13 protein-coding genes are annotated in these 16,538 nt (G+C 74.6%); 2 read left to right on the top strand and 11 right to left on the bottom strand.

Annotation, left to right across the window (positions count from 1 at the left end; translation table 11 throughout):
• The first annotated feature begins 81 nt into the window (after positions 1-81).
• Positions 82-726 (top strand): hypothetical protein, encoded by a 645-nt coding sequence (locus tag CXR04_RS21540; RefSeq protein ID WP_199850502.1) that lies wholly within the window; start codon positions 82-84, stop codon positions 724-726.
• Positions 727-835: 109 nt separating this feature from the next.
• Here the strand turns inward: CXR04_RS21540 and CXR04_RS21535 are convergent, their stop codons facing one another.
• The 4 genes from CXR04_RS21535 to pdxH all read right to left on the bottom strand — a co-directional run bounded on the left by CXR04_RS21535 (position 836) and on the right by pdxH (position 5,813).
• A complete protein-coding gene (locus CXR04_RS21535; RefSeq protein WP_101423958.1) occupies positions 836-1,759 on the bottom strand; it encodes an alpha/beta fold hydrolase in 924 nt (307 codons plus the stop codon).
• A 443-nt stretch (positions 1,760-2,202) separates the two neighbouring features.
• A complete protein-coding gene (locus tag CXR04_RS21530) occupies positions 2,203-2,889 on the bottom strand; it encodes a metal-dependent transcriptional regulator (RefSeq protein WP_047016343.1) in 687 nt (228 codons plus the stop codon).
• 168 nt (positions 2,890-3,057) lie between these two features.
• Complete coding sequence (locus tag CXR04_RS21525) at positions 3,058-4,590, bottom strand: PAS domain-containing protein (RefSeq protein ID WP_101423957.1); 1,533 nt, start codon at positions 4,588-4,590, stop codon at positions 3,058-3,060.
• Positions 4,591-5,177: 587 nt separating this feature from the next.
• Positions 5,178-5,813, bottom strand: a complete 636-nt coding sequence (pdxH, locus tag CXR04_RS21520; RefSeq protein ID WP_107497113.1) for a pyridoxamine 5'-phosphate oxidase — start codon at positions 5,811-5,813, stop codon at positions 5,178-5,180.
• A gap of 375 nt (positions 5,814-6,188) precedes the next feature.
• Between pdxH and CXR04_RS21515 the strand changes: the two genes are divergently transcribed.
• A complete protein-coding gene (locus CXR04_RS21515) occupies positions 6,189-7,295 on the top strand; it encodes a citrate synthase 2 (protein WP_101423955.1) in 1,107 nt (368 codons plus the stop codon).
• A gap of 242 nt (positions 7,296-7,537) precedes the next feature.
• Here the strand turns inward: CXR04_RS21515 and CXR04_RS21510 are convergent, their stop codons facing one another.
• From CXR04_RS21510 to CXR04_RS21480, 7 genes are all read right to left on the bottom strand, one after another.
• Positions 7,538-8,218, bottom strand: coding sequence for a TetR/AcrR family transcriptional regulator (locus CXR04_RS21510; protein WP_101423954.1), 681 nt, complete (start codon positions 8,216-8,218; stop codon positions 7,538-7,540).
• Positions 8,206-9,000, bottom strand: coding sequence for an enoyl-CoA hydratase family protein (locus CXR04_RS21505; protein ID WP_101423953.1), 795 nt, complete (start codon positions 8,998-9,000; stop codon positions 8,206-8,208). The genes CXR04_RS21510 and CXR04_RS21505 overlap by 13 nt, the downstream gene beginning before the upstream one ends.
• A gap of 34 nt (positions 9,001-9,034) precedes the next feature.
• Positions 9,035-10,201 carry an acyl-CoA dehydrogenase family protein gene (locus tag CXR04_RS21500; RefSeq protein WP_101423952.1) on the bottom strand — a complete coding sequence of 389 codons (1,167 nt, stop codon included), beginning with the start codon at positions 10,199-10,201 and terminating at the stop codon, positions 9,035-9,037.
• The gene (locus tag CXR04_RS21495; protein ID WP_101423951.1) at positions 10,198-12,291 is read right to left on the bottom strand and encodes an ATP-binding protein; all 2,094 of its coding nucleotides are present in this window, start codon (positions 12,289-12,291) and stop codon (positions 10,198-10,200) included. The genes CXR04_RS21500 and CXR04_RS21495 overlap by 4 nt, the downstream gene beginning before the upstream one ends.
• A gap of 85 nt (positions 12,292-12,376) precedes the next feature.
• On the bottom strand, positions 12,377-13,984 hold the full coding sequence (locus CXR04_RS21490) for an acyl-CoA carboxylase subunit beta (protein WP_101423950.1): 1,608 nt from the start codon (positions 13,982-13,984) through the stop codon (positions 12,377-12,379).
• Positions 13,981-15,699, bottom strand: a complete 1,719-nt coding sequence (locus CXR04_RS21485; RefSeq protein WP_101423949.1) for an acyclic terpene utilization AtuA family protein — start codon at positions 15,697-15,699, stop codon at positions 13,981-13,983. Before CXR04_RS21485 ends, CXR04_RS21490 begins: the two co-directional genes overlap by 4 nt.
• The gene (locus tag CXR04_RS21480) at positions 15,696-16,532 is read right to left on the bottom strand and encodes a TIGR03084 family metal-binding protein (RefSeq protein WP_101423948.1); all 837 of its coding nucleotides are present in this window, start codon (positions 16,530-16,532) and stop codon (positions 15,696-15,698) included. The genes CXR04_RS21485 and CXR04_RS21480 overlap by 4 nt, the downstream gene beginning before the upstream one ends.
• Between the last annotated feature and the right edge of the window lie 6 nt (positions 16,533-16,538).

Raw genomic sequence — 16,538 nt, 5'->3', positions numbered from 1 at the left:
ACTACGTGTGGATAACCGCGCCGCCGCGGTCCGGCCGCGGGGCGCGGGAGACGACCGGACGTGCGACAAAGGGGGCAGGGCATGAGCCGCTGGATGGAGGCGCTCACGATCGAGCGCGGAGGCTTCCGGATCCGGGTGCCGGAGTCGTGGTGGGAGTTCGACGTACGGCCCGAGTCCCGGGACGACAGCATCCGGCAGATGGTCAACGACCGGGTCCGCCGCAATCCCGAACTGGCCGAGCAGCGCGGTGTGCTGGAGGCGTTCCTGCGCAAGGCGGCCAAGGACGCCTGGGCTTCCGGCGCGTTGTACTGCGGATGCATGGCGGAGACCTTCGGCGGCGACGTGCCGGTGACCGGCTCGATCACCGTCTCCCTCATCGGCGCCCGCACCGAGAGCGGCGAGCTGCTGCCGACCGACCCGGCGCTGATCGTCGGCCAGATCAAGCAGATCCGGCCGAAGAAGGAGGGCGACGCCTGGCGGAAGGTCTCGACCGTCGAGATCGAGGGGATCGGCACGGCCGCCCGCACGCAGGGCGTCGAGGACGTCAAGATCCCCGGCGACGACCGCACGATCCGCGCCGTGATGATGCAGACCTTCATCCCGGTCCCGGGGCAGGAGGGCAAGGTGGCGCTGGTGGCGGGGAGCAGTCAGGTGCTGGACCTGGCGGACTCGTTCTTCGACGTGTTCGACGCGATCACGTCGACGTTCCGGTTCGTCGGCGAGTAACGCCGGGCGGACGACCGCGGCGGACGGCACCGCGGCGAACGCCTCAGGCCCCGCGGGCGCCTTCGTACCGTACGGCCCGCAACCCGCACCGCTCCGCCGCCGCTTCGGCTCACTTCGGGGTGAGCACGTTCTCCAGGAACGGCTCTATCGCCCGGTGGAACGCCTCCGGGTCCTCCAGGTGCAGCAGATGGCCGGCCTCCAGCTCCGCGTACTCACCGCGGGGCAGGACGCGGACCATCTCCTGGGCCTCCGCCCGGCCCAGCTCGCCGTCGATGCCGCGGATCACCAGGGCCGGGCACTGCACGAGGGCCAGTTCCTCCCAGTGCGCGTCGTGCACCCACGTCTCGCGGGCCCGCAGCATCTGCCGGCGGGAGAACACCGGGCGCCAGCCGTCCGCGCGCTCGGCCATCACCTCGGCGAAGAACTCGCCGCGCGCGGGACGCGGGCGCTCCAGGATGGGGTCGTCCTCGCCGAACCACTTGCGGACGTCGGCGAGCGTGGCGAACGGCGTCGGCCAGGAGCGGAACCACTCCTCCCACTCGCGCTGCGAGGCCGCGCCGAGCGCCGAGGCCCGCATGTCGCAGATCACCAGACCGCGCACCAGGTCGGGGCGGCGGGCGGCCAACTGCCAGGCGGTGAGCGCGCCCATCGAGTGGCCCACGAGAACCACCGGCGCGAGGTCCAACTGCTCGATGACGGCTTCCGCGTCCGCGATGTACGCCTCGCGGTCGAACGGGCCGTCCCCCGGTTTGTCACTGCGTCCGTGCCCGCGCTGGTCGAGCGCGATGGCGCGGGAGCGGGCCGAGAGCCAGCGGGAGGTGGTCGCCCAGTGGGACCCGCGGCCCATCAGCCCGTGCAATAACAGCACGCCGGGGCGGTCCTGCGGCGCCGTGCCCGGCGGGCCGCCGGCCGGCCCGGCCGCGGACCGCCTGCGCGCCGCGATGCCGTCGGCACCGCGCTTCGGCGGATCTCCGTACTCCCAGGCGGCGAGACGCAGCCCGCCCGCACCCGGCACGTTGATACGACGCACCATGTGTGCCGACACCCCCAATCCGTTCGGCAAGCTCACGCTATCGAATGTCTATTCGAACACCGCGGCACGAGGCCCAACACCCCTCGTTCGAGTGACCGCGGCCGGGGATTGGCCGCGGTCGTCGCGGGGAGACAGAGACCGGGAGGCGGACCCGCATCGGGGACAACGGGTCCGTGGGGAGGCGACCCTGGGAGCTCGGGGCTCCGGGTCGTCACGGGGAGGCGGGGCCCCGGCGAGCCAGGCGCCGGGGCTCTCGTCACGCCCCCCGCAGGTGCGCGGGGGTCCGGATATGTCAGCGGCATGCCCACCCCTCCCAGATGCCGTCAGCGACAGCGTGGCACGCCGGGCCCAGGTGCGCTGCCGTTCGGACAGGAATCCCGCGGTCCGCTTAACGCCAACCGCGGCAACGGCGCAAACCCGCCACCAGCCTGGCCCGAACGGATCTAGCGCTTGGCCACGAAGACGTGCGAGGCGACCTCGGCGTCCAGCTCGGCGGCCTCGCCGCCGCTGCCGACGAGCACGCCGCCCGCCGAGTCCGTCACGCTCACCACCGCGCCCGGCTGCACACCGGCCCGCCGCAGCGTGTACATGAGCTGGGAGTCGGTCTGGATCGGCTCCCCGATCCGGCGGATGATCACCGTGCCGGCGTCGGGACCCAGCGCGGAGAGGCTCACCATGCCCTCGTCCAGGAACGGGTCCGCCTCGGCCTTCTCGCCCAGCTCCTCAAGGCCGGGAATGGGGTTCCCGTACGGCGACTCCGTCGGGTGCTTCAGCAGCGCCAGCACGCGGCGCTCCACGGCCTCGCTCATCACGTGCTCCCAGCGGCACGCCTCCGCGTGCACGTGCTCCCACTCCAGGCCGATCACGTCGACCAGCAGGCACTCCGCCAGGCGGTGCTTGCGCATCACCCGGGTCGCGAGCATGCGACCCTCTTCCGTCAGCTCCAGATGCCTGTCGCCGGCCACGCGCACCAGCCCGTCCCGCTCCATGCGGGCGACGGTCTGGCTCACCGTGGGGCCGCTCTGGTCGAGCCGCTCCGCGATTCTCGCGCGCATGGGGACGACGCCCTCCTCTTCGAGTTCGAGGATGGTGCGGAGATACATCTCCGTTGTGTCGATCAGTCCGGACATGCGTGCCCCTAGATTTCTCGTGCGGTGGCCCTGCACCAATTCTGACTCATCGCGGTGACAACCGGACCTGCCGCGTTCCTTTCGCCTGACTTTCGCCGCCGATCTACGGGAAAAAGGCGATCCGCGCCCGGTCTCGGGCCCCGGTCACCGGGCCCCGCCGGGCTGGTCCTAACCCAGCAGCTCCGCCAGGTCCAGCGAAGCCGCGACCCGTACGGCCACGTCCTCCGCGTACGCCGCGTCCTGCCGGGTGAAGCCCTTGCGGCCGCCGCCGCGCAGGAACGTCACGACGCCCAGCGTCCGGCCGCGGCTGCGCAGCACCGTACACAGCGCGTGCATCGTGCCGGGCGGCCACTTCCGCGCCACCGACCAGCCCTCCGCAACTTCCGGGTCCACGCCGCCGCAGCCCGCGCGCACGGTGCCGCCGCGCTCCACCGCCTGCAGCGCGGGGTGCCCGGCGGGGTAGCGGACGGGAAAGCCGTGCGGCCCGGCCGGCAGGCACGGGCCCGGGCCCTCGGCGGGGGTGGCCGCGGCCCGGGTGAGCTGCACCGGGCCCGGGGGCGCACCCGCGTCGTGCGGGGCGCCGGGGCCCGGCGGGGAGCCGGGGTCCGCGGGGGCGGCGGCGAGGTCGACCAGCGCGTGGTCGGCGAAGCCGGCGAGGGCGAAGTCCAGGTAGACCGTCGCGGCCTCCATCGGGTCCTCGCACTCGGCCGCCGCGCGCGAGGCGCGGTGCAACTGGTGGTCGCGGAAGCGCAGCACCGAGGCCGCGTCCTCGGCGAGCTTCGCCTCGGTGACGTCCTGGAAGAGCCAGCCGACGCCGAGGGGCACCGGGTGCTCGGCGAGCGGCGAGGCGAGCCGTACGAACGCGCCGCGCAGGCACCGCCGCCGGATCGCCGGATCGCCGCCGGTCTCGCCGCGCACCGTCACCCACACGTCGGCGGGGACCGCGGTGCTGCCCTGGGCCAGTACGTGCTGGAGGGCGCTCTCGACCTCTTCCGCGCCCTGCTCCAGCAGCTCGCCGAAGGGGCGCCCGAGCAGCCCCGAGCGCCGGGCGCGCAGCACGCGCGCCGCCTGGCCGTTGGCCAGGGCGGGACGTAGGTCCGCGTCCACGAGGAGCACGCCCCAGGCGGCGTCCTCGCACAGCGCCTCGCTCAAGGCGATGGACCGCTCCAGGTCCATCTGCGCGTGGACCTCGCTGAACGCGCAGTAGACCCCGACCGCGACCCCGCCCGTCTCGGCGCCGCCCGGGCGGACGGCGGAGGTCTGGGTGCGTACGAGCACCCGGCCGCCGTCCTTGCGCAGCAGCGCGAACTCCTGGACCTGCCGCCCCGGCACGTCCATCGCGCCCATCAGCCGCGCCTCCACCTCGGCGGCGTCGTCGGCGCGGACCGCCCAGCCGGCAAGACCGTGGCGGCCGACGGCCTCCGCGGCGGTCCAGCCGAGCAGCCGCTCGGCCTCGCGGTTCCAGTGGGTGACGACGCCCTCGGCGTCGAAGGCGCACAGGGCGGCGTCCATGCCGTCGAGCAGCGCCACCAGCAGATCGGGGGCCGCGGCGCGGCGGTCCTGCGGCGGCGCGTCCTCAGCGCCCGCGTCCGCCGCCGCGGGCGGTGACCCGGCGGCGTCGTCTCCCGTGTCCGGAGCGTCCGCGGCCTGCTCGCCGGAGGCGTTCCTGCGGTCCCGGTTGGTACGCCGGGTCGCGCTCATCAGGCACCCCCTGCTCGCCGCGGCGTCGTGTGCGTGGTGTGGTGCACCCGGATCATTCAACTCGAACGTGACGCAGCACACACCCCATTCCGTCGAAATCGTTGCACGCGGAAGGGGTCCACCGGGAGGGGGCGCGGGCGGGGAACCCGGTGGCCGCGCCCCGGGACCGCCGCGGACCAGCGGGTTCCGGTCGTACGCGGGGACGGCCGGGGCGCCGTGGCCGGTGTCGCCGGGGCCACAGAGAAATCGCTTGAGGGGGCGGAGGGGCGTGCCTACTGTGTGAGGCACACGAGAAGGGAGGTGGTTCGGCAGATGATGAAGTACCGGACGCGTGAGGTGACTGCGGGCTAGTGGTCCGCCGTCGCGCTTGAGCGCAATGCCGGACCCGGGTGCCTAGGACGCACCCAGCCGGCCCTTATCCCAAGCAGTTCACCCGACCCGCGGTCCGCCGGTACGTCCGACCGGCTCCCCTCCAGGGGAATGGGCCGCGGGTCGTCTGCTGCCCGGGGCTGACCTTTCCCGGCCTTCGTGCCGCGGCGGGGGCTCCGCCCCCGGACCCCCGCGCGCGCCGTCGTCGTCCCGTATCGCTACGGGCAGAGGCGCTCCACCGTCCAGCCGCCGCCCGCCGCGCCCTCGGTGCGTACGTACCTCAGGCGGTCGTGCAGCCGGTTCTCGCGGCCCTGCCAGAACTCCACCGTCCGCGGCCTGACCCGGAAACCGCCCCACTCCGGCGGCGCCGGCACCTGCTCGCCCTCCGGATAGCGGTCCGCCAGCTCCTCGTACATCCGGTCCAGCTCCGCCCGCGACGCCACCGCCGACGACTGCTCGCTCGCCCACGCGCCCAACTGCGAGCCGTGCGGCCTGGTACGGAAGTACGCCACGGTCTCATCGCGGCCCGTACGCTCCGCCGCCCCCGCGACGATCACCTGGCGGGCGACGGGGTGCCAGGGGAAGAGCAGCGACACGTGCGGGTTCGCGGCCAGCTCGCGGCCCTTGCGCGAACCGTAGTTGGTGTAGAAGACGAACCCCCGCTCGTCCACCTGCTTCAGCAGCACGGTGCGGGAGCTGGGCCGGCCCTCGGCGTCCGCGGTGGAGACGACCATCGCGTTGGGCTCGTGCAGTCCGCTCGCCGCGGCCTGCCGGAACCAGCGGCCGAACTGCTCGAAGGGATCGGCGGCGAGGGAGTCCTCCGACAGTCCCGCGGCGCGATAGTGCGCGCGCATGGCAGCCGGATCGAGGGAGCGTTCGGTGTCAACGTCAACGTGTCGCACCTACATATCTTGCAGTATGAGCGGCCGTTGCGGGGCGGGAGTTTGCCCGCTCGACGCACCACGTAACCCTCCGGGCCGGGATCGATGGAGTGTGCCCGATCTCACGCCCCCTCGCATGTAGGCGACCCGACAGATCCGCCGCCCGACCACTGTGGAAACTCCACACCCCCGGCTATGGTGGCCCGGAATGCACGCCCCGGACCGCGAGCGATGGCGCCGCGGAGCCTGGCCAGCAGGTCCACCCCCCGCACCACTCCACGCCCTGGGGCCGACCCGTCCGTCGCTGCACACCCCCGCAGCGCACGCCACACATGAGGGAGCCGCCTGATGTCCGATTTCGTACCCGGGCTTGAGGGAGTCGTCGCCTTCGAGACAGAGATCGCCGAACCCGACAAGGAGGGCGGCGCGCTCCGTTATCGCGGTGTGGACATCGAGGACCTGGTGGGTCACGTCTCGTTCGGCAACGTCTGGGGTCTTCTGGTCGACGGCGCCTTCAAACCCGGTCTGCCGCCCGCCGAGCCCTTCCCCATCCCCGTGCACTCCGGCGACATCCGCGTCGACGTGCAGTCCGCGCTGGCGATGCTCGCGCCCGTCTGGGGGCTGCGCCCGCTGCTCGACATCGACGAGGCGCGCGCCCGCGAGGACCTGGCGCGGGCCGCCGTCATGGCGCTGTCGTACGTTGCGCAGTCCGCCCGCGGGCAGGGGCGGCCGATGGTGCCGCAGCGGGAGATCGACAAGGCCCGTACGGTCGTCGAGCGGTTCATGATCCGCTGGCGCGGCGAGCCCGACCCCAAGCACGTCGCCGCCGTCGACGCCTACTGGACCTCCGCCGCGGAACACGGCATGAACGCCTCCACCTTCACCGCCCGCGTCATCGCCTCCACCGGCGCCGACGTCGCGGCGGCGCTGTCCGGCGCGGTCGGCGCGATGTCCGGGCCGCTGCACGGGGGCGCGCCGTCGCGGGTGCTCGGGATGATCGAGGAGATCGAGCGCACGGGCGACGCCGAGGGCTACGTGAAGCGGGCGCTGGACGACGGCGAGCGGCTGATGGGCTTCGGCCACCGCGTCTACCGCGCGGAGGACCCGCGGGCGCGGGTGCTGAGGCGCACGGCGAAGCAGCTCGGCGCGCCGCGGTACGAGGTCGCGGAGGCGCTGGAGAAGGCGGCGCTGGCGGAGCTGCGGGCACGGCGTCCGGACCGGGTGCTGGAGACGAACGTCGAGTTCTGGGCGGCGATCGTGCTGGACTTCGCGGAGGTGCCGGCGCACATGTTCACGTCGATGTTCACGTGCGCGCGGACGGCGGGGTGGTCGGCGCACATCCTGGAGCAGAAACGGACGGGGCGGCTGGTGCGGCCGTCGGCGCGGTACGTGGGGCCGGGGACGCGGTCGCCGCAGGAGATCGAGGGCTACGCGGAGGCGGGCGGGTCGGCGTGAGCCGCGGGTCGGCGTGAGGCGGTTCCGTCTGCGACGTGCCGGCTCAGGGCTGGTCGGCCTGAGCCGGCTGCAACGGTGGCGGCTGGAGGCGGTTCGATCTGAAGCGACTGGACCTGGCCCCGCGGGCGACCACGGCCTCGTTGTCGGTGGGGCGGCCTACCCTTGGGCGGGTGCGTGGGGGACTTTGGGGGGCTGTGGGGGCTGTGCGGGTACGGGGCCGGGCAGGCCCGTGCGCCTGGGCCTCAGCGGGGCTCGGTGTGCGACAGGGCTGTCGTCAGCAGGTGCGACCACTGCGTCACGACGCGGTCGCGGCGAGCGCTGTCGTCCGTGAGCAGGGTCGCCAGGCCCAGGCCCCGGGCCATGTCGAGGAAGCCCTGCACCGTCTCCCGTACGCCCGGCACCGACTCGTCGGCGCCGAGCAGCGCCACCGTCATCCGGTGCGCCTCGCGGCCGACGCGGGCCTCCAGCGCGGCGACGCGGGGGCGTAGCTGGTCCTCGTTGGCGGCGGCGGCCCAGAGCTGGAGCGCGGCCCGGAAGAGGGGCCCGGTGTAGAGGTCGACGACCCCGCGCACGACGGCGGCGGTGGCGTCCTCCTCCCGCGCTGCGGCACCTGCTCCCGCCGCCCGTACCGGATCCGCCCCTCCCGTCGCCGGCAGCAGCGCGCGCAGGGCCGCCGAGCGTTCCGCCGCCACGTGTTCCACCGCCGCCGTGAACAGGTCCTCCCTGGTCGGGAAGTGGTGCTGCGCCGCGCCGCGCGAGACGCCCGCCCGTTCCGCGACCACGCTGACCGTGCTGCCGCCCCAGCCCAGTTCCGCCAGGCACGCGACCGCCGCCTCCAGCAGCCGCTGCCGGGTCGCCCGGCTGCGGTCCTGCTGCGGGCCCCGGCCCCGTGGCTGGCGCGGGGCGTCCGTCAGCGGGACCACTTCGGCTCCCGGCGCTCCAGGAACGCCGTCATGCCCTCCCTGGCCTCCGGGGACGCGAACAGCGACGCCGACAGCTCCGCGAACGGCTCCGTGTCCCGGTCGAACGTCCGCAGCACCTCCCCCGTCACGAGCCGCTTCGACGCCGCAAGACCCTGCGGCGACGCCGCCCGCAGCCCGTCGAGCACCGGCGTCAGCAGCGCGTCCACGTCGTCACCCGCCAGCGTCACCAGGCCGGTCCTCGCCGCCTCCTCCGGGCCGAAGCGCTCGCCCGTGAGGTAGTAGCGCGCCGCCGCGCGGGCGTCCAGCCGCGGCAGCAGCGGCATCGAGATCACCGCCGGCGCGAGCCCGAGCCGCGCCTCGGTGAACGCGAACGTCGCCCCCGTCCCCGCCGCAGCGATGTCGCACGCGCCGAGCAGCCCGAGGCCCCCCGCCCGTACGTGCCCGGTCACCCGCGCGACGACCGGCTTCGGGCACTCCACGACCGCCCGCAGCAGCCGCGCCAGCGCCAGCGGCCCGTCCGTGGGGGCGGCGGCGCCCGTGGCCTCGCCGAGGTCGGCGCCGGCGCAGAAGGTGTTGCCGGTGTGGGTGAGCAGCACGGCCCGTACGTCGTCGTCCTCCGCGGCGGCGGCCAGGCCCGCGTCGAGTTCGGCCATGAGGCGGGCGGAGAGCGCGTTGCGGTTGTGCGGCGAGTCCAGCGTGAGGGTCGTGACGCCGCGGTCGTCGCGCGCGATCCGGACGAGGGGCGCGTCGTCGGCGGCCGGTTCTGCGGGTGCGTCGGTCATGGCGGGGAGGTGCTCCTTCGGTACGTCGGCGGCGTCAGTACGACTTGGGCAGGCCCAGCGTCTGGTGCGACACGTAGTTGAGGATCATCTCCCGGCTGACCGGGGCGATCCTGGCCACGCGGGACGCGGTGAGCATCTGCGCAAGACCGTACTCGGTGCTGAGCCCGTTGCCGCCGAGGGTGTGCACGGCCTGGTCGACGGCCCTCGCCGCCGCCTCCGCGGCCGCGTACTTCGCCATGTTCGCCGCCTCGCCCGCGCCCGCGTCGTCACCGGCGTCATACAACGCGGCCGCCTTCTGCGTCATCAGCCGGGCCAGCTCCAACTCGATGTGCGCCTGCGCGAGCGGATGCGCGATCGCCTGGTGCACGCCGATGGCGCCGCCCTTCCACACCTGGCGCGTACGGGCGTAGTCGACGGCCCGCGCCACCGCCTGCCGCCCCAGGCCCAGCGCGAACGCGGCGGTCATGATGCGCTCGGGGTTGAGCCCCGCGAAGAGCTGGAGGAGACCGGCGTCCTCGTCGCCGACGAGGGCGTCCGCGGGCAGCCGCACGTCGTCGAGGACCAGCTCGAACTGCTTCTCCGGAGCGTGCAGTTCCATGGGTATGTGCGAGCGCTGAAAGCCCTCGGCGTCGCGCGGGACGATGAACAGGCAGGGCTTGAGCTTGCCGGTGCGCTCGTCCTCGGTGCGGCCGACGACGAGCGTGGCGTCGGCGATGTCGACGCCGGAGATGAACACCTTGCGGCCGGACAGCACCCAGTCGTCGCCGTCGCGGCGGGCGGTGGTGGTGATGCGGTGGGAGTTGGAGCCGGCGTCGGGCTCGGTGATGCCGAAGGCCATCTTGCGGGTGCCGTCGGCGAGTCCGGGGAGCCAGTGCCGCTTCTGCTCCTCGGTGCCGAAGCGGGCGATGACCGTGCCGCAGATCGCGGGCGACACCACGAGCATGAGCAGCGGGCAGCCGGCCGCGCCGAGTTCCTCCAGCACGATCGCCAGCTCCGCGATGCCGCCGCCTCCGCCGCCGTACGCCTCGGGGAGGTTGACGCCGAGGTAACCGGCCTTGCCGGCCTCGGCCCACAGCTCGTCGGTGTGCCGGCCGTCGCGGACGGCGGCGGTGAAGTAGTCGCGGCCGTAGCGGGCGCCGAGCGCGGCGACGGCGGCGCGGAGGTCGCGGTGCTCCTGGGGTTCGAGGATGGCGCTGGTCATGGCTGTCGGCCTTCCTGATCGCGGGGCGGGGCGTCTGCGGTTACGGCTTCGGCTGCGGTTTCTTCTACGGCTTCTACTACGGCCAGGAGGGCGCCGACTTCGACCTGACGGCCGGGGGCGGCGTGCAGGGCGGTGAGCACGCCGGAGGCGGGGGCGGCGACCTTGTGCTCCATCTTCATCGCCTCCAGCCAGAGAAGGGGCTGGCCCTGGCGGACCGCCTGCCCGGGGGCGATCCCGTCGGCGAGGCGGACGACCGTGCCGGGCATGGGGGCGAGGAGGGAGCCGGGCGGGGTGTCGGCGCGGGGGTCGGGAAAGCGCGAGAGGGGGCGGAGGGCGTACGAACCGTGGGGGGTGTCGACGTACGTGGCCGGGGCGGGATGGGGCGCTGCGGAGGCGTCGTCGTAGACGGCGATGTCGAAGGCACGGGCGACACCGGCGACTTCGAGCACCACGCGCCCGGGAGCGGCGGAGAGCACGCGCACCTCGGGCAGGCCGTCGGCCCGTACGCCGTCGCGGGTTCGGCGGTAACGAACCTCAGCCCCGGCACCGCCGGGCTCGACCCGGTACCCCTTCACCTGCGGCTGCGACGGCACATTGCGCCACCCCCCGAACCGGACGGGCAGCACCGCACCCCCCGCCTGCTGCCGCGCGGCGGCATCGGCGAGCGCGGCGGCGAGAGCGGCGAGTCGGAGGTGGGCATCGGCCTCGCCCGGGGGGCTCGTGAGCGTCGGCAGGTGGGCGTCGTAGAAGGAGGTGGTCATCCGCGCGCCGGTGAACTCCTCGTGTTCCAGCGACCGGACGAGCAGGTCCCTGTTCGTCACCGGACCGTGGATCCGTGCCCGCCGCAGCGCGGTCGTCAGGTGGCGGACCGCCTCGGCGCGGGTGGGGGCGTGGACGATCACCTTGGCGAGCAGGGCGTCGTAGTACGGGGTGACGGTGTCGCCGGCGGTGTAGCCGGTGTCGAGGCGGAGGGTGGGGGGTTCCCCCGCGGCATACGGCACACGGTCGTTCCCGGCGGTCCGGAGCAGCTCGCCCCCCGTGGCGCCCCCGACCTCCAGGCAGGAGACCCCGCCCGTCTGCGGGGCGAAATCCGACGCCGGGTCCTCCGCGTACAGGCGGGCCTCCACCGCGTGGCCCCTCGGCCGCGGTGCCGACGGCGGCAAGTGCGCGCCCTCCGCGATCCTCAACTGCCCGGCCACCAGGTCGACCCCGTACACCGCCTCCGTCACCGGGTGCTCCACCTGCAGCCGCGTGTTCATCTCCAGGAACTGCGCCCGCCCGTCCGGCGCCAGCAGGAATTCCACCGTGCCCGCGCCCACGTACCCGATCGCCCGCGCCGCCCGTACCGCCGTCTCCTCCAGCTCCGCCGCCACGCCCGCCGCGAGACCCGGTGCGGGCGCCTCCTCCACCACCTTCTGGTGCCGCCGCTGCAGCGAGCAGTCGCGCGTGCCCAGCGCCCACACGCCCCCGTGCGCGTCCGCGAGCACCTGCACCTCCACGTGCCGCCCGCCCTCGACGTACGGCTCGACGAACACCTCGCCGTCCCCGAACGCCGCCGCGGCCTCCGCCGACGCCGACTCCAGTTCCAGCTCCAGCGCCGCCAGTTCGCGGACGATCCGCATACCGCGGCCGCCGCCGCCCGCCGCCGCCTTGACCAGCAGCGGCAGGTCGGACTCCACCGCCTTCGACGGGTCGAAGGGCGCCAGGCCCATCAGTTCCTTCGCGCGCGTCTTGGACGCCATCGCCTCGATCGCCTCCGGCGGCGGCCCGACCCACGTCAGCCCCGCCGCCCCGACCGCCCGCGCGAACTCCGCGCTCTCGGAGAGGAACCCGTAGCCCGGGTGCACCGCGTCCGCGCCCGCCGCCAGCGCCGCCGCGACCAGCAGGTCCGCCCGCAGGTACGTGTCCGCCGCCGCCCGCCCCGGCAGCCGGACCGCCGCCCCGCCGGCATCCAGCGCGGCGCGTACGTGCAGCGCCCCCGCGTCCGCGTCGGAGTGCACCGCGACGGGCGTGATGCCCAGCTCCCCGCAGGTACGGAAGACGCGGCAGGCGATCTCGCCGCGGTTGGCGACGAGGAGGGTACGGATCATCGGTGCTCCCCTGTGGATGCCGGTCGCCCTGTGGATGCCAGATGCCCCATGGATGCCGGTCGCCCTGTGGATGCCGGTCGCGCGGTCACAGCCGGAACACCCCGTACCCGTCGTGCACGCCCGCGTACGGTGCCGTGTGGATCGCCGACAGGCAGATCCCCAGCACCGTCCGGGTGTCCCGCGGGTCGATGACCCCGTCGTCGTACAGCCGCCCCGACAGGAACACCGGCAGCGACTCCGCCTCGATCTGCTGCTCCACCATCGCGCGCAGCGCCGCGTCGCCCTCCTCGTCGTACGGCATCCCCTTCGCCTCCGCCGACGCCCGCGCGACGATCGACAGCACGCCCGCGAGCTGCTGCGGCCCCATGACCGCCGACTTGGCGCTCGGCCAGGCGAAGAGGAACCGGGGGTCGTACGCGCGGCCGCACATGCCGTAGTGGCCGGCGCCGTAGCTGGCCCCCATGAGGACCGACAGGTGCGGGACGCGGGAGTTGGAGACCGCGTTGATCATCTGGGCGCCGTGCTTGATGATGCCGCCCTGCTCGTAGTCCTTGCCGACCATGTAGCCGGTGGTGTTGTGGAGGAAGACCAGCGGGATGTCGCGCTGGTTGGCGAGCTGGATGAACTGCGCGGCCTTCTGCGACTCCTCGCTGAACAGCACCCCGCGCGCGTTGGCGAGGATCCCGACGGGATAGCCGTGCAGCCGCGCCCAGCCGGTGGCCAGGCTCGTCCCGTACAGCGGCTTGAACTCGTCGAAGTCGGACCCGTCCACCACCCGCGCGATCACCTCGCGCGGGTCGAAGGGGACCTTCAGGTCGCCCGGCACGATGCCCAGCAGCTCGTCCTCCGGGTACGCGGGCGGGGCGGCCGGCGGCGGGTCGGGGTGCGCCTTGCGCCAGGCGAGGCGGGCGACGACGCGGCGTGCGGTGTGCAGCGCGTCCGGCTCGTCGACGGCGAAGTAGTCGGCGAGTCCCGAGGTACGGGCGTGCATGTCGGCGCCGCCCAGCGACTCGTCGTCGCTCTCCTCGCCGGTGGCCATCTTCACCAGCGGCGGGCCGCCGAGGAACACCTTCGCGCGCTCCTTGACCATGATCACGTGGTCGCTCATGCCCGGCACGTACGCGCCGCCCGCCGTGGAGTTGCCGAAGACGACGGCGACCGTGGGGATGCCGGCCGCGGACGAGCGGGTGAGGAACTTGAAGAGGGCGCCGCCCGGAATGAAGATCTCCTTCTGCGACGGCAGGTCGGCGCCGCCGGACTCCACGAGGTGGATCGACGGCAGCCGGTTGGCGAGGCTGATCTCGTGGGCGCGGAACGCCTTCTTCAGCGTCCAGGGGTTGGACGCGCCGCCGCGTACGGTCGGGTCGTTGGCCGTGATCAGGCACTCCACGCCGGAGACGACGCCGATGCCGGTGACGAGCGAGGCGCCGACCGTGTAGGCGGGGGAGGCGGAACCCCAGCCGGCCAGCGGACTCAGCTCCAGGAACGGGGTGTCGGGGTCCAGCAGCAGCTCGACCCGCTCGCGTACGAGCAGCTTGCCGCGGGCGCGGTGCCGGGCGACGTACTTCTCGCCGCCGCCCGCCACCGCCTTGGCGTGCTCCTCGCCGAGCGCGGCGAGCTTGTCGAGCATCGCCGCGCGGTGGGCGGCGTAGTCGGGGCCCGCGGTGTCCAGCGACGAGGCCAGCACGGTCACAGCAGCTCCTCGGGGATGTCGGCGTGCCGGGCGCGCAGCCACTCGCCGAGCGCCTTGGCCTGCGGGTCGAAGCGGGCCTGGGAGGCGACGCCTTCGCCGAGGAGTCCTTCGACGGTGAAGTTGAGCGCACGGAGGTGCGGCAGGACGTGGCGTACGACGGGGAAGGGGGCGGTCTCCGGGAGGAGTTCGCGGAAGCGGTCGACGGTGAGGGTGTGCGCCAGCCACGGCCAGGCGGCGCCGGACCGGGCCCAGACGCCGAGGTTGGCGCTGCCGCCCTTGTCGCCGCTGCGCGCGCCGGCCACGGTGCCCAGCGGGGCGCGGCGGGTCGGTCCCGGCGGCGGGGGCGGCGGCAGCGGCGGTTCCGGTACGGGCTCCAGCGCCCGGGTGCGCGGCGGCGGGGCGACGGGGACGCGGGTGCCGTCGGGGAGCACGGCGGTGTGGGGGACGCCGGCGGCGGGGACGTACGCGGCCTCGAAGACGCCGTACGGCTGCGCCCTGCCGGGCGGGGCGGTGACGTGGAAACCGGGGATGCTGGCGAGGGCCAGTTCGACGGCGGCGCCGCTGACGGCGCGGCCGACGGCGGCCTCGTCGGGGTCCCGGACGGCGAGGCGGAGCAGGGCGGACGCCTCCTCCTGCACGCCGGCGTCGGGGCGGTCGGTGCGGGCGAGGGTCCAGCGGACGTCGGCGACGCGCTTGAGGACGGGGGCCATCTGGTCGCGTACGAGGGCGGCCTTGGCGTCGATGTCGAGCCCGGTGAGGACGAAGACGACCTCGTTGCGGTGGCCGCCGAGGCGGGAGAGGCCGACCTTGACGTCGGGCGGCGGCGGCTCACCGCGTACGCCGGTGATGCGGACGCGGTCGGGTCCGTCCGGGGCGAGGCGTACGGAGTCGAGGCGGGCGGTGACGTCGGGTCCGGCGTAGCGGGGGCCCGCGGTCTCGTAGAGGAGCTGGGCGGTGACGGTTTCGACGGTGACGGCGCCGCCGGTGCCGGGGTGCTTGGTGATGACGGCGCTGCCGTCGGGCTCGATCTCGGCGAGGGGGAAGCCGGGGTGGCGGACGTCGTGTTCGGTGAAGAAGGCGTAGTTGCCGCCGGTGGCCTGGGTGCCGCACTCCAGCACATGGCCGGCGACGACGGCGCCGGCGAGGGCGTGGAGGGCGGGGTCGTCGGCGGGGTCGTCGGTGGCGGCGGGGTCGTCGGCGGTGGCCGGGGTCCAGCCGTAGTGGGCCTGGGCGGCGCCCGTGACGAGCGCGGCGTCGGTAACGCGGCCGGTGACGACGACGTCGGCGCCCGCGCGCAGGCAGGCGGCGATGCCGGCGCCGCCGAGGTAGGCGTGGGCGGCGAGGGCGCCGGGCCACGTGCCGCGGGCGGTGAGGTCGTCGCCCTCGACGTGCGCGACGCGGGCCGGCACGCCGACGCGCTCGGCCAGCTCGCGGACGGCGGCGGCGAGCCCCGCGGGGTTGAGGCCGCCGGCGTTGACGACGAGCGCGACGCCGCGGTCGCGGGCCAGGCCGAGGCCGTCTTCGAGCTGGCGGAGGAAGGTCCTGGCGTAGCCGGCGCCGGGGTCCTTGAGGCGGTCGCGGGCGAGGATGAGCATGGTCAGCTCGGCGAGGTAGTCGCCGGTGAGGACGTCGAGTCCGCCGCCGGTGAGCATCTCGCGGACGGCGGCGAAGCGGTCGCCGTAGAAGCCGGAGGCGTTGCCGATACGGAGGGTCACGGGCACTCCCCGGGAGCGGCGCCGGTACGGGCCGCGCCGTCCGGTGCCGGGTCCCGCCCGGCGCCCGGCGGGCCCGCGAACGCCTGGGCGATGCCCAGCCAGCGCTCCGCCTCCGCGCCCTCGGCGACGAGCGCGGTGTCGGCGCGATGCACGCGCTGGGTGGCCAGCAGGCAGAAGTCGAGCGCGGGCCCGGTGACGCGCTCGGCGGCGTCCTCGGGCCCGTACGCCCACACCTCGCCGCCGCCGGGCGCGGTCAGCTCGACGCGGAACTCCCCTGCGGGCGGCGCGAGCCGGTGCACGGCGTACGCGAAGTCCCGCGTCCGTACCCCGATACGGGCCACGTGCCGCAGCCGGGCGGTGGGCGCACGCCGTACGCCGAGCGCGTCGGCGACGTCCTGCCCGTGGGCCCAGGTCTCCATCAACCGCCCCGAGGCGACGCCCCCGACGCTCATCGGCGGCCCGAACCACGGCATCCGCACCCCCGCCGGCAGCGCCGGCAGCACCCGCCGCAGCTCCTCCCGCCCCCGCCGCCATTCGTCCAGCAGCACCTCCGGCGGCTGCGCGGCACCCCGCTCGGCACCCTCGTCGACGAAGCCGAACGGCGCCTCCCGGGCGTGCGTCAGCATCGCCCGGAACTCGTCGGGATCGCGGGCGGCGGCGAGCGCGGCGCGATCGGTCCAGGCGAGGTGGGCGATCTGGTGCGCGACGGTCCACCCGGCGGCGGGGGTGCCGAGCGCCCACCGCCCGGGCGGCAGCCCGGCAACGAGGGCGTCCAACTCGGCGCTCTCGTCGCGGAGGTCGTCGATCAGGGTGATGATCTCCGGGCCCGCCATGCTGCG

This window comes from Streptomyces sp. CMB-StM0423 (assembly GCF_002847285.1).
Classification (GTDB): domain Bacteria; phylum Actinomycetota; class Actinomycetes; order Streptomycetales; family Streptomycetaceae; genus Streptomyces.
This window is presented reverse-complemented; position numbering and strand designations above follow the sequence as displayed.